We start from the raw sequence: 13,195 nt of genomic DNA, 5'->3' as shown, positions 1-13,195 counted from the left end.
CAGTTGCAGTCGCAGGATTGCTCCTCAGCCTCACGGGCTGTTCCTCGGCCACACCTGAGAGTGATTCGCGTGACGTCCGCGCCGAGGATCGCGCCGAGGGTGCAGCTGAGGGCGAGTTCGGCGTTTCTCGAGAACCGTGGCAGGTGGTGCTGAGCGCTCCGCGGGCCAAGGGCATGTGGTCCGCGGAGTTCACCACCGACTACGTCGCGGTGTGGGATGACAGGGAGGATGTCGGCCAGCGGCAGAAGCTCTCCGTCTCCGACAAGGCGCATGACGAAGTCCTGGAGTGGACGTCACGCGGTGGCGACTGGATCCTCCAGGACGTCTGGCTGACACGCCACTTCCTCGTCGTCGAGGAGATCAACGAGACGGCCAAGAGGATCGAGCTGAGGGCCTGGGATCTCTCCACGGGCGAAGAGATCGAGATCCCCCTGCAGCCCAGCCAACCCGAGATGGCGGCCGACTTCGGCCGTGTGGCCTTCATGACTGGGCGAGCAATCACCAGCATCTGTCAGCAGAGTCTGGATCTTGCCACCGCGGAGCTCGCCACACCGCGCTGTGCCCGGCCGGGCGCCGTTCTCGGAGACCTCGCGCTCGGCCAGAAGGAGACCACGTACTCCGAGGTTGTTGCCCCAGGAACCGACGATCGCTGCAAGAGTCTCCTCGTCGACGGATCGAACCCGACGCGCGAAGTACCCATCACGAAGCGCTGCCTGGGCTGGAGCTCGGCGATCGCCGATGGCCTGGTCGCTTGGGACGAGACGGATCCGGCGAGTGAGAGCTTCCCGACCTCTCTCGGCTACGTCCTCGCCGGCGACCGCAGGAGTGCGCTGGGTCCGATGGTGACCGACACACTTGTCGGCTGCGGGTCGAGCTTCTACTGGATCGAGGTCGACGGGCTCGGCCACCGGATCGAGCGCTGGACGCGCGGGTCCGGCGTGCAGACCGTATGGGGTCCGCAGGACGAACGACTACCAGGCGAGCTGCAGTGCGCCGACGGACGTTGGCTGTCGACACGTGTCGATGACATCGACGGGCACGAGGAGTCGCTGACCTTCGCGGTCCTCGACTCGGCGTGAGCACCGACAGCGCTTGCTGCGCTGCATCAACGTCCCGGGGACCATCCGGACTCGGGCGAAAGCAATGTCGAACAGGAAGGAAGCTCATGAATATCCCCCAAGCGGTCGCAAGTATGACCGCACTGATGAGCCTCGGCGCACTCGCGTCGACGGCCCCGGCGCATGCGACGGATGTCGGCACCCTCGACACCTCGGCCATCGCGGCGGAGGTCGCGGCGACCTCGCCGAGCAGCGCGGAACTGGCCGAGCTCTCCACGCTCGACCAGGTCACCAAGCTCAACCGGTGTGTGGACCTGGCGACCGAGCGCTACTGCATCGGGCTCGGGTTCGTCGACGTCGACCCGAGCTACGAGCGACTCGCCAACGCTGCGAACGCCGCGCCGGTGTCGGATCCGACCGGCGCCATGTCGACGGCGGACTGGGTACGGACCCGGCTGGAGATGTCCGATGCGGAGCGGATCAAGGCTGAGCAGGACGAGATCGACGTCGCCCTTGCCGGCGTCGAGAAGGCCCGCACCGAGCGTCTTCGGACCGAACTCACGCAGTCCGGCGACTTCGGCCAGGCCGACGTCGGGACGCAGGCAGCTGTGGGTGGGCCGTACACGATCATGACCGGGTACCAGACCAAGCAGGGGAAGACCTACTACTGCGGGCCTGCCACGATGCAGTCGATTGATTGGGGCGACCCGGGCGACGACGGCGTGAAGGACACCCAGAACGTGTGGGCAGACATCCTGGGCACGACGGCAGGATCAGGCACCGGAATCTCGGCGTTGGTGTCGACGACCAACTCAAGCACGACATGGGACAACTACGTCAACTCCTACATCGTCGGCTCCGTCAGCTCGTGGAACACGGCGACCTGGTACGACAAGCACTGGAACCACTTCGGCGGCAATCCGAACGCTCGCTCGCGCAAGGCCCCGATCATCGAGCACGTGATGCTCAAGAAGGCGTACTTCCCGTACTTGAAGTACGACCACGGCGGCCACTTCCAGGTCGGACGCGGGGCGAAGTGGGCCTCCGAGACCGACCCCAAGACCATCTACTACTTCGAGGTCTACAACGAGAACGACTGGTACAGCTCCGTGACCACCGATACGTGGGGTCCGAGAACGATCGCGTCCAGCACCTACCTCAACGCGACCAAGGCCCACGCCCAGCAGAACATCGGCTACTGATCCGGGAACATTCACCCGGGCCTGCCGATCCTCCCGAGGATCGGCAGGCCCCTCGGCATCTGCGAAGCGCCGTCGGCCCGGACCGGCCGCCGCTATGATTCGCGCGTGGATCGGGCTTCCGACGGTGGGCCACCACCATCACTCGAACGTCCCTCGTCACGGGACTTCAGTGGTTTGCTGCGGTTCCATCGCGAGTCCGGTGGCCTGACCCAGGACGAGCTCGCACACCAGGCGGGCGTCAGCGTCGCTGCGATCCGTGACGTCGAACAGGGCCGCACCAGGCGACCCCGACCCGCGACGGTCACCCGGATCGCGGCGGCCTTGGGTGTGACCGAGGATGAGCTGCTGCGGTTCGGCGGCGGGGCTGAAGCCACACCCGGTTCCACGCCGACCAGACCTCGCGCCGACGGCCGCGTCACGATCAACGTGCTCGGGCCGTTGGAGGCCAACCGCGGCCGGAGTCCTGTGCTGCTGACGTCGAGGAAACAGCGACTGCTGCTCGCCCGCCTCGCCCTGACCCCTGGCCAGCCGGTCGAGAGACACGAACTCATCGACCTGATGTGGGGTGACGCACCGCCAGCAGCGGCACCCGCACGGCTGAGCAGCCACATCACACGTCTACGCCACCAGATCGAGCTGCCCGGAGAGCGACTCATCTTCCCTATCGCAGCCGGCTACCGACTCGAGATCGATCGCGACCGGCTCGACATCACCCGCTTTCGGCACTTGGTCGCCACCGCCACCACGCAGAGCCCGGAAAGCTCGTTGGCGGCCCTGGGCGACGCCCTGCGACTGTGGCGTGGGCACCTTGATCTCGAGGAACTACGTCAGAGTCCGCTCGCTGCGGCTCTCGACAATGAGCATCTCCAAACGATTCACGCGTACGCGTCCGCCGCCGTTCGTCACGGAACCCCGGAGCTGGCGTTGCCCGAGCTGCGGTCGGCGGCTGCACATCACGAGCTGGATGAGGGTCTACACGCCCGGCTGATCGCTGTCTTGGGATCGGCCGGGCGACGCGCCGAGGGGCTGGCGCGGTACGACTCCATTCGCCGCCGACTCGACGACGAGCTGGGAGTGCGCCCCGGCTCCGCTCTTCAGGACGCCCTCGCAAGCGTTCTCCGGAACGAGATGGAACCGGCGACGCCGCGGACCAGTGTCCGCGAGAAGCCCCAGCAGCTGCCAGCACGTCCGCTGACCCTCGTAGGACGTGACACCGAGGCGAGTCGAGTCGAACGTGCCTTGTCCGAACCCGAACGGCGTCGCACCCCGGTGGTCGCGCTCATCGTCGGACCAGCCGGCGTCGGGAAGACGGCGCTCGCACTCACGCTCGGCCACCGCCTGGCCCATCGGTATCCCGACGGACATCTGTACGCCGACCTGCGGGGCGATGCCGGAGCGACCGTGCCACCGCGGATGGTCCTGGCCAGGTTCCTCAGGGCACTTGGGGTGCCTCAGCGCCGGATCGGTCGTGACGAGGTGGAAATGGCTGCCCTGTTCCGCAGCGAGCTGGCCGATCGCTCGATGCTCATCGTGCTTGACAACGTCGTCGACGGAGCGCAGCTGATGCCGCTGCTTCCTGGCGTCAGCGGCTGCAACGTGATCGCCACGAGCCGGCGACGGCTCCCGCAGATCCACGCCACCGTCACCCAGGAGCTGACCCCGCTCTCACCGGGCGACGCATGTGCCTTGATCGCCGCAGCTGCGGGCTCCGCGCGAGCAGCGGCAGAGCCGGGCGACACCGAAAGGCTGGCCGCTGCCTGCGGATATCTTCCACTTGCGCTACGGATCGCCGGTGCGCGGCTGGCGAGTCGCCCCACGTGGACCATCGCGCACATGGCCGGCCGCCTCCGTGACGAGAGCCAGCGGCTTCAGGAGCTGGCCGCAGGCGACGTGAGCGTACTGGCGACCTTCCAGGCCGGTTATGCGGACCTCAGTGCACGAGCGAGAGATGTCTTCAGGCTCTGCGCCGTCCATCCGGGTCCTGACGTGGATGCGGAAGCAGTCGCCGTCCTGCTCGGCTGTGACCCGGCCGAGGCCGAACTGGGCCTCGAAGAACTGCTCGACGCCAGCATGATGATGCAGTACGTGCCGGATCGCTACCAGGCCCACGACCTGTTGCGTCTCTATGCGCGCAGGCTCTTGGAGACGAGCGACGACGAACTCGATGCCCGTGCCCGCCTCCTCCGGTGGTACGTCGATCGCGTCACGGCCGCGATCGATCTGACGTATCCGAGGTCGGTGCGGCTGCGGGGGCACCTGGATGACCCCGGCCCGTTCCAGGACGAACACAGCGCGATGGCATGGCTCGAGCGAGAAGTCGGAGCGATGGTGATCCTGGCCGAGCGGGCCGTCCAGCGCCCAGCGACGCGGTATGCAGCGTGGGCCATGGCAGATCAGCTTCGGTCGTACTTCGTCATGCGTGGCGGCGTCGATTGGTGGGACCGGATCACGAGCGCCGGGCTCGAGGCCGCCCGCGCAGCTCAGGACAAGGACGCCGAGGCAATGATGCTGCTGTGCCGCTGCCAGGCCGCGGAAGCCTTAGGTCGTGAGAAGGAGTTCTTGGCCGACTCTGCCGAGTGCACACGGTTGGCACGGGCGAACGGCCAGTGGGAGATTGCTGCGTACGCGTCCTACGTCGTGGGGTGGTACCAGTTCGAGCGCGGGTCGTTCGGGGAGGCAGAGTCTTGGCTGGCCGATGCGGCGTCAGCGGCCGAGGGAGAGATGAGCGGTGTCAGAGCCACCATCCTCAATGGATTGGGCATGCTCGCGCTCGAGCGCGCCGACTTCGAGGACTCTGCCGACTACTTCCGCGGCGCGATCGACATCAATCGCGCCATCGGCCGACGTCACACGGTACTGACCAACCGGGGGAACTTGGCCAGCGCAATCAGGCTGATGGGTCACGCCACCGGCGCCGAGGCCGAGCTGACCGATGTCCTTCGTGAGTTCGTGGCTCTCGGCGACCGGCGGGGCGAGCTGTCGACACTGGACGAGTTGAGTCGTCTGGAGCTGGATCGTGGAGACTCTCGCGAAGCCGTACGGCTTGCGACCCGTGCCCACACCCTTGCCTCGGCCCTCCACGACCCGAGGGCGACAACGATGACCGCGTGCACCCTGTCGATCGCCTCCAGCGCGGCGGGCTCGCACGAGCACGCGGCCCAACTCGCTCGTGCATCCATCGGACTTGCCGTTCGCCATGGCTACCGGTTCCACGAGGCCCGCGCCCGGGTTGCACTCACCGACGCACTTGCCCACCTTGGAGAGTGGGGAGAGACCCACTCGGAGCTCCAGCGATCCTCCGACCTCGTACGTAGCCACGATTATCGCGCGATCGAGGAAGCGTGCGTTCGACTTGCCGCAATCCTCGAAGAGGAGCAGCCGCCGTGATGACCGTCGCGTCGCGCCCGATGCCCGGGCGGGGATTGGCCGTCGAGCTTGAACGGCTTGGATACTGGAACCCATGTCCATCCCCCCGAACCCCCCACTGATCTCGGTCTCCTGGTCGACGCTCGGCAATTGGGTGATCGGCATCCCCTTGCGTATCGCCGGCCTGATCCTGCTGGCGATCGTGCTCCGCTGGATCCTGCACCGGGTGATCGACAAGGTCGTCGTCCGCGCCGTGGAGGCCCCCGGGCTGAGCGGCAAGATCACCAAGATGGCCGACGGAGGCGAGGCCAGCGTCGCGTCATCGCGCCGCAGTCAGCGCGCCCAGGCGATCGGCTCGCTGTTCAAGAGCGTCGTCACCGGCGTCATGGTCGCGATCTTCGCCACGATGATCCTGGACCAGCTCGGCATCAACATCGCCCCCATCATCGCCTCGGCCGGGATCGTCGGTCTGGCGCTCGGTTTCGGCGCCCAGTCGCTGGTGCGGGACTACCTGTCCGGCATCTTCATGATCATCGAGGACCAGTACGGCGTCGGTGACAGCATCGAGGTCAACAACATCAGCGGCACCGTCGAGGCCGTGACGCTGCGGATCACCCGGCTGCGCTCGCTCGACGGCACGGTCTGGTACATCCCCAACGGCGAGATCCTCACCGTCGGCAACCACAGCCAGAACTGGGCCCGCGCCGTCATCGACGTCGGCGTCGGCTACAACGAGGACCTCAACAAGGTGCAGCGCGTGCTGCGCGAGGTCTCCCACGACCTGTGGGTCGACGAGGAGTTCAAGGGCCAGATCATCGAGGAACCCGAGGTCACCGGCGTCGAGGCGCTGGCCGCCGACGCCATCACCGTGCGGGTGCTCATCAAGACCCTGCCGCTCAAGCAGTGGGGGATCGCGCGCGAGATGCGCCAGCGGATCAAGGCTCGCCTCGACTACGAGGGCATCGAGATGCCCTTCCCGCAGCGGGTCATCTGGCACCGTGACGAGAAGGCGGCCGCTTCCGAGGAGGAGACGGCCAAAGCCTGACGTACGCCGCCAGTGATGCCCCGGCCGAGGTCGGGGCATCACCACATTTCAGGCGAGGGCGGCGTCGAGGGTGATCGTGGTGCCAGCGAGAGCCTGGCTGACCGGGCAGCCGGCCTTGGCCGCCTCGGCGAGGCGGACGAAGGTGTCGTTGTCGAGGCCCTCGACCACACCACGCGTGGTCAGCTTGATGCCGGTGATGCCCTTGCCGGGGGTGAACTCGACGTCCGCGCTGGTCTGCAGGCTGGTCGGCGGGGTGCCGTTGTCGGCCAGGCCGTTGGAGAAGGCCATCGAGAAGCAGGAGGAGTGGGCGGCGGCGATGAGCTCCTCGGGGCTGGTCTTGCCGCTGGGCTCCTGCGAGCGGGCCACCCAGGTGACGTCGTAGGTCCCCAGGCCGGAGGAGTCCAGCGTCACCTTGCCGGCGCCCTCGAAGAGCGAGCCCTCCCAGACGGTGGTGGCGGTGCGGGTGGTGGCCATCGTTATCTCCCAAAGTTCGTGTGAATGCGTACGCCCCCGATCCTGCCACGGCAGGCGAGCGCGGACCCGCGTGGAAGAATGGCTCAGTGACGTTTTATGAGGAGATCGGCGGGATGGACACCATCCGCACGATCGTGGCCAAGTTCTACGAGGGCGTGGCGACCGACGAGCTGATGCGGCCGATGTATCCCGAGGAGGATCTCGGTCCGGCGCAGGAGCGGCTGACGCTCTTCCTGGCTCAGTACTGGGGCGGCCCGACGATCTACTCCGAGCAGCGCGGCCACCCGCGCCTGCGGATGCGTCACGCCCCGTTCGAGGTCACCTCGGAGGCCCGAGACCGCTGGCTCCAGCACTTCCGCGAGGGCCTCGATGCCGCCGGGCTGACCCCGGAGCAGGACGCGCAGTTCTGGGCGTACGCCGAGCATGCCGCCAACTTCATGATCAACACCCCGAGCTGAACCCCGGGCCGATCCGTCAGCCCACGTGCACGTGCGGCCGCCGGCTCCGGTCCGGCTCGGCGCGCCGCAGAATCTCTCGGGTGGTCGGGGCGACCTCGCCGACCCCGATGAACAGGAACCGCAGCAGGTTGGTGACCGGGTTGCCCTCGGTCCACTCGAAGTAGATGTGCGGCACCACGCCGGTGACGTCGCGGACGTGGAGAAGGACGGCGGCCAGCGCGTTGGGCACCGCCGGTGCCTCCAGCCGCAGCACCCGTCGGCGTCCGGTGACCTCGCCGCGTACCTTCAGGGTGCCTTCGAAGTCGGACGGGTCGGTCACGAGCACCTCGACGAAGATGGTGTCCCCGTCGTCGGCCAGGTCGTTGTCGAGGACCATCTGGCGCAGCTTGTCCTCGTACTCCTCCGGCCCCTCGGTGCCCTCGTGCTCGTTGGCGATCAGCCGGATCTTGCGGCGCGCGCACTCGCGCAGGAACGTCTCGGCCTTCTTGTCCAGCTCGACGCCGGTCACCCGCAGCTCGAAGGAGCGCATGATCCGGGAGACCAGGGAGACCCCGATGATCGCGGCGATGAAGCAGGCGGCGATCTTGACCCCGTCGGGACGCTCGATCACGTTGGAGACCGTGGTGTAGGCGAACACGGCCGCGATCAGGCCGAACAGGACCGTCCGGACCCGCTGACCGGCCTTGTGCGCGGCCAGCGTCACCGCCACCGCGGCGGAGAGCATCAGAACCAGCACACCCGTCGCGTACGCCCCGCCCTGGGCGTCCACGTCGGCGTCGAAGATCCAGGTGATCAGGAAGGCTGCGGCCGAGATGGTCACCACCAGCGGCCGGGTCGCTGCCGCCCACTCCGGTGACATCCCGTAGCGCGGCAGGTAGCGCGGGATCAGGTTGAGCAGGCCGGCCATCGCAGAGGCGCCGGCGAACCACAGGATGAGGATGGTGGAGACGTCGTACGCCGTCCCGAACGCGCTGCCGAGGTAGTCGTGCGCGAGGTAGGCCAGTGCCCGGCCGTTGGCCTCGCCGCCCTCCTCGAACGCCTCGGCCGGGATCAGCAGGGTGGTCACCCAGGAGGAGGCGATCAGGAAGACGCTCATCGTCAGCGCGGCCGTGGTGAGGAGCTTCTTGGTGCCCCGGATCCGTCCGGCGGGGCGCTCCTCGGTGTCGCTCTCTTCGCCTCTGACCTGCGGCATCACGGCGACGCCGGTCTCGAAGCCACTCATCCCGAGGGCGAGCTTGGGGAAGACGAGCAGCGAGACGGCGATCATCGTGGTGATGTTGCCGTGCTCGACGAAGAGGGCGTCGTTCCAGCTGGTGAAGACGCTGGGGTTGCTGAACACGTGCACCAGACCGACGGCGATGACGATCGCGTTGAGCACGAGGAAGGTGGCCACCAGGCCGACGGCGATGCCGATCGCCTCCTTGAAGCCGTTGAGGAAGACGGCCCCGAGTGCCGCCAGCAGCACCAGGGTGATCAGCATGTTGTGCCCGTGCCAGGCGGACGGGAAGAGCGGGTTCTCGACCATGTGAGCGGCACCGTCGGCGGCGGAGAGGGTCATCGTGATGATGAAGTCGGTGGCCGCGAAGCCGAGCAGGGCGAGCACGAACGCCTTGCCGCCCCAGCGGGACAGCAGCCGCTCCAGCATCGCGATCGAGCCCTGACCATGCGGGCTCTCGGCCGCGACGCGGCGGTAGACCGGGAGCGCACCGAGCAGGGTCAGCCCGACCAGGACCAGCGTCGCGATCGGCGAGAGCAGGCCGGCGGCGAGGGCCGCGATGCCCGGCTGATAGCCCAGGGTCGAGAAGTAGTCGACACCGGTCAGGCACATCACCTGCCACCACGAGTGCTTCTTCTCGTGGGTCTCGGTGGGCTCTGCCGCGCCGGGGGCGCTGCTCGCCGTGGTCACTGCGGTCACCCGATCAATTCTTCAGGCCGGGCGGCCCGGATGCGGCATCCCAGCCCCACAGGAAGGCGTAAGGATTCCGTCAAGATTCCGCGAGGCGGGTGTCAGAGGAGCGTCCATACCGCCACCGGGGCCCGATCACGGGCGCACGCTGGGGATATGGAGCTGCTGGAGAAGGTCACGGCTGTACGCGCCGGAGCGGCCGCCGCCACGCTGCTGGTGGCCACGGCCGTCCTCACCGTCGCCGGCGTCGGCTTCTCGGCCTGGCTGATTACCATGGTCGCACTGAGCACCGGGGCCGCGCTGACGCTGACCATGCCGTACGCCCTGCTGCTGGCGCTGACCGGTTGGGGGCTGGTCACCGGATTCGCGGTCAACACCGGCGGTCAGCTGACCTTCACCGCCAGCGACCTGCGCCACCTGGCGCTGCTCCTGGCCCTGGGGGTCGTGGCCTCGCTCTACTCCCCCGGGTCGAGGGTGTAGCCGACCCCCGAGGTGGTGACCAGGTAGCGCGGATGCGAAGGGTCGTCCTCGAGCTTGCGGCGCAGCTGGGCGGCGTAGACGCGCAGGTAGTGGGTCTCGCGCGCATAGGCGGGACCCCAGACCTCCTTGAGGATCTGTTCGCGCGGAACCAGTCGGCCCACGTTGCGGGCGAGCAGCTCCAGGAAGGACCACTCGGTCGGGGTGAGGCGTACGTCGTCCCCGGCCTTGTGCACCCGCTTGCGGGCGAAGTCGATCTCCAGGTCACCGACGGCGAGGGTGGTCGCGGCTGGGGGCGCGGACTCCTGGGAGCGGCGTACGGCGGCTCGCAGCCGCGCCATCAGCTCGTTCATCGCGAACGGCTTGGTGACGTAGTCGTCGGCGCCGAGGTCGAGCGCCTCGACCTTGTCGTCGCCGTGCTGACGGGCGGAGAGCACGACCACCGGCACCTGGGTCCAGCCCCGCAACCCCTCGATCACCTCGGTGCCGTCCAGGTCCGGGAGCCCGAGGTCGAGAAGGACGACGTCGGGGTGGGTCGCCGCGGCGGCGGCTAGCGCCGAGCGGCCGTCCGTCGCCGTCTCGACCTCCCAGCCGGCGGCGCGCAGGTTGATGGCGAGCGCCCGCAGCAGGGCGGGCTCGTCGTCCACCACGAGTACGCGACTCATCGCACACTCCTCGCGCGCGGCACCGCGACGACCATGGTCAGGCCGCCGCCGGGGGTGTCGTCGGCCGACAGCCGGATGCCCAGTGCCTCGCTCAGGCCCCTGGCCACGGCCAGACCGAGCCCCAGCCCGCCGGCCGAGGTGTCGTCGAGACGCTGGAACGGCTCGAACATCCGCTCCCGCTGGTCCTCGGGAACCCCAGGTCCACGATCGACGATCATCACCTCCACAGTCTCCGGTGTCTCGTGCGCCAGGACGCGCACCGGCTCGCCGGCGTTGGGCCCCTGCCTGCTGACCCGGACCGCGTTGCTGACCAGGTTGGCGACGATGCGCTCGAGCATGCCTGAGTCGGTGCGTACGAGCGGGGTGTCCTCGCCCACCTCGAAGGCGATCGATCCGGGAGGCAGGCCGGCGACCGCCATCGGCAGCGACTCCTCCAGGCTGACGTCCCGCATCGCGGGATGCACCAGACCTGCCTCGACCCGGGAGAGGTCGAGCAGGTTGTCGATGAGCGCCTCGAGCTGGTCGGCTGAGGTCGCCGCCGACTCGACGAGCTCCTTGCGGTCCTCCTCCGGCACCCTGCCCACGAGCAGGCCGTCGAGGGCGGCACGCATCGTGGCCAGCGGCGTGCGCAGGTCGTGGGAGACCGCGCGAAGCAAAGCGGTCGAGGTCTGCTCCGCCCGCTCCAGGGCGAGGGCGCGGTCGGCCTGGTCGCGCAGTCGCCGATGCTCCAGCACCAGCGACGTCTGGACCGCGAAAGCCTCCAGGACCCGTCGATCGCTCGCCCGCAGCGGGGTGCCACGAAGGACGATCACGTGGGTGTCGTCGACGGCGACCTGGGCGTCACCCTGGTCCGGGTCTGCCGGATAGCCGATCCCGGCACCGGCCAGCCGCACCCACCCCTGGGGTGTCTCCTCCAGCAGGACCACCGCCTGCTGGGCGAAGGTCTCACGCACCCGGCTCACGATCGCCTCGGCGGTGTCCTGGCCGGTGAGCACCGAACGGGACAGTGCACCCATCGTCGCCGCCTCTCCCCTGGCCTGGCGTGCTTCGGCAGCTCGCCGCGAGGCACGGTCGACGACGGTGGCGACGCCGACCGCGACCGCGACGAAGATCACCAACATCACCAGGTTGCGTGGCTCGGCGATGGTGAAGCGGCGTACGGGCTGGGTGAACCACCAGTTCAGGTGGAGGAACCCGGCCAGGGCGGCGACCACCGCCGGCCAGCGCCCACCCACGAGCGCGACCAGGACGGTGGCGGCGAGCAGCAGCATGCTGGCCAGCGGGAGCTGGTTGGAGATGTCGCCCTCGATGCCGTCGTTGTGGAGCAGCCAGACCAGGGCCGAGGGCACCAGGAGCGCGCTGATCCACCCCAGGGTCTGCCGGGTGCGGCTGAGCGGTGACCCGAGGCCGCCTCGGACCCGCGAGCCGCGGGCGATCTCGTCGTGGGTGACGAGGTGTACGTCGATCGAGCCGGCCGCGGCCGCGATCCGGTCTCCGGTGGTGCCGGTGAAGAGCCTTCGCAACCGCCCGTGACGGGAGACGCCGACGATGATCATCGTGGCGTTGGCGCCGGTCGCGAAGTCGACGACGGCGGTCGCCGCGTCCTCGCCGATCACGCTGTGGAAGGTGCCGTCCAACGACGCCGTCAGCGCCTGGACGCGCTCGATCGACCCGGCCTCCGGCCTGGCCAGCCCATCGGCGGTGACGACGTGTACTGCCAGCAGCTCGGACCCCTTCGCCCTCTGGCACAGCCGAGCCGCTCGCCGCAGCAGCGTCTCCGACTCCGGGCCACCGGTGACCGCGACCACGATTCGCTCCTTGGTCGGCCAGGGGTGCTCGATCCGGTGCTCGCGGCGGTAGTCGCCGAGCGCATCGTCGACCCGGTCGGCGAGCCACAGCAGCGCCAGCTCGCGCAGCGCGGTCAGGTTGCCGACCCGGAAGTAGGAGGTCAGGCTCGCGTCGATGTTCTCGGGCTTGTAGATGTTGCCGTGGGCCATCCGCCGCCGCAGCGCGTCGGGCGCCATGTCGACGAGCTGGATCTGGTCGGCGGTGCGGACCGCCTCGTCGGGCACGGTCTCCCGCTGGCGTACGCCGGTGATCCGCTCGACCTCGTCGTTGAGCGACTCCAGGTGCTGGATGTTGACGGTGGTGATCACGTCGATTCCGGCCGCACGGATCTGCTCGACGTCCTGGGCTCGTTTGGTGTGCCGGCTGCCGGGCACGTTGGTGTGCGCGAGCTCGTCGACGCAGACCACCTTCGGGTCGCGGGCGATCACCGCCTCCACGTCGAGCTCGGTGAAGGTCGCCCCGCGATAGTCGATCTCCCGGCGCGGGATCACCTCGAGTCCTTCGATCTGGCGCGCGGTGTTGCTGCGGTCGTGGGTCTCGACGAACCCGACCACCACATCGGTCCCCCGCGCCTGGCGCCGCTGCGCCTCGCCGAGCATGGCGTACGTCTTGCCGACGCCTGGCGCGGCTCCGAGATAGACGGTCAGGCGGCCCCGCTTTCGCGGGGACCGCCCGTCCGTTGACGTGGTCTGCACG

Annotated in this window: 10 protein-coding genes and 1 pseudogene; 7 read left to right on the top strand and 4 right to left on the bottom strand. The window is 68.7% G+C overall.

Going from position 1 to position 13,195, the window contains the following annotated elements; genetic code table 11:
• Positions 1–146 precede the first annotated feature (146 nt).
• The 5 genes and pseudogenes from OG801_RS20230 to OG801_RS20210 all read left to right on the top strand — a co-directional run bounded on the left by OG801_RS20230 (position 147) and on the right by OG801_RS20210 (position 6,671).
• The gene (locus tag OG801_RS20230) at positions 147–1,079 is read left to right on the top strand and encodes a hypothetical protein (RefSeq protein ID WP_406030867.1); all 933 of its coding nucleotides are present in this window, start codon (positions 147–149) and stop codon (positions 1,077–1,079) included.
• Positions 1,080–1,165: 86 nt separating this feature from the next.
• Positions 1,166–2,260 (top strand): hypothetical protein, encoded by a 1,095-nt coding sequence (locus OG801_RS20225; RefSeq protein WP_406030865.1) that lies wholly within the window; start codon positions 1,166–1,168, stop codon positions 2,258–2,260.
• A 105-nt stretch (positions 2,261–2,365) separates the two neighbouring features.
• Positions 2,366–2,545 (top strand): annotated as a pseudogene (locus OG801_RS20220) (multiprotein-bridging factor 1 family protein); the annotation flags it as partial.
• Positions 2,546–2,725: 180 nt separating this feature from the next.
• On the top strand, positions 2,726–5,647 hold the full coding sequence (locus OG801_RS20215; protein WP_406036290.1) for a BTAD domain-containing putative transcriptional regulator: 2,922 nt from the start codon (positions 2,726–2,728) through the stop codon (positions 5,645–5,647).
• A gap of 73 nt (positions 5,648–5,720) precedes the next feature.
• Positions 5,721–6,671, top strand: coding sequence for a mechanosensitive ion channel family protein (locus tag OG801_RS20210; protein WP_406030863.1), 951 nt, complete (start codon positions 5,721–5,723; stop codon positions 6,669–6,671).
• Between the two features lie 48 nt (positions 6,672–6,719).
• Here OG801_RS20210 and OG801_RS20205 read toward each other — a convergent pair whose 3' ends face one another.
• Positions 6,720–7,145, bottom strand: a complete 426-nt coding sequence (locus OG801_RS20205; RefSeq protein WP_355021556.1) for an OsmC family peroxiredoxin — start codon at positions 7,143–7,145, stop codon at positions 6,720–6,722.
• 86 nt (positions 7,146–7,231) lie between these two features.
• Here OG801_RS20205 and OG801_RS20200 point away from each other — a divergent pair, with 86 nt between their 5' ends.
• On the top strand, positions 7,232–7,603 hold the full coding sequence (locus OG801_RS20200) for a globin (RefSeq protein ID WP_406030861.1): 372 nt from the start codon (positions 7,232–7,234) through the stop codon (positions 7,601–7,603).
• A gap of 16 nt (positions 7,604–7,619) precedes the next feature.
• Here the strand turns inward: OG801_RS20200 and OG801_RS20195 are convergent, their stop codons facing one another.
• Positions 7,620–9,518 (bottom strand): amino acid transporter, encoded by a 1,899-nt coding sequence (locus tag OG801_RS20195; protein ID WP_406030859.1) that lies wholly within the window; start codon positions 9,516–9,518, stop codon positions 7,620–7,622.
• 147 nt (positions 9,519–9,665) lie between these two features.
• Between OG801_RS20195 and OG801_RS20190 the strand changes: the two genes are divergently transcribed.
• On the top strand, positions 9,666–9,989 hold the full coding sequence (locus OG801_RS20190; protein ID WP_355021554.1) for a hypothetical protein: 324 nt from the start codon (positions 9,666–9,668) through the stop codon (positions 9,987–9,989).
• Here OG801_RS20190 and OG801_RS20185 read toward each other — a convergent pair.
• A complete protein-coding gene (locus OG801_RS20185; RefSeq protein WP_406030857.1) occupies positions 9,965–10,651 on the bottom strand; it encodes a response regulator in 687 nt (228 codons plus the stop codon). The genes OG801_RS20190 and OG801_RS20185 overlap by 25 nt on opposite strands.
• Positions 10,648–13,194: a DUF4118 domain-containing protein gene (locus OG801_RS20180; RefSeq protein WP_406030856.1), complete on the bottom strand. Its 2,547-nt coding sequence runs from the start codon at positions 13,192–13,194 to the stop codon at positions 10,648–10,650. Before OG801_RS20180 ends, OG801_RS20185 begins: the two co-directional genes overlap by 4 nt.
• Position 13,195 lies beyond the last annotated feature (1 nt).

It is taken from the genome of Nocardioides sp. NBC_00163, from assembly GCF_045206295.1.
Taxonomy (GTDB): Bacteria; Actinomycetota; Actinomycetes; order Propionibacteriales; family Nocardioidaceae; genus Nocardioides.
Note: the sequence above shows the minus strand (reverse complement) of the source record. Positions and strands in the feature narration are given on the sequence as shown.

Bases quoted from the DNA above. Each gene is read 5' to 3' on its own strand.
- OG801_RS20210 (WP_406030863.1), top strand. From the start codon at position 5,721: ATGTCCATCCCCCCGAACCCCCCACTGATCTCGGTCTCCTGGTCGACG.
- OG801_RS20185 (WP_406030857.1), bottom strand. From the start codon at position 10,651: ATGAGTCGCGTACTCGTGGTGGACGACGAGCCCGCCCTGCTGCGGGCG.
- OG801_RS20205 (WP_355021556.1), bottom strand. From the start codon at position 7,145: ATGGCCACCACCCGCACCGCCACCACCGTCTGGGAGGGCTCGCTCTTC.
- OG801_RS20225 (WP_406030865.1), top strand. From the start codon at position 1,166: ATGAATATCCCCCAAGCGGTCGCAAGTATGACCGCACTGATGAGCCTC.
- OG801_RS20190 (WP_355021554.1), top strand. From the start codon at position 9,666: ATGGAGCTGCTGGAGAAGGTCACGGCTGTACGCGCCGGAGCGGCCGCC.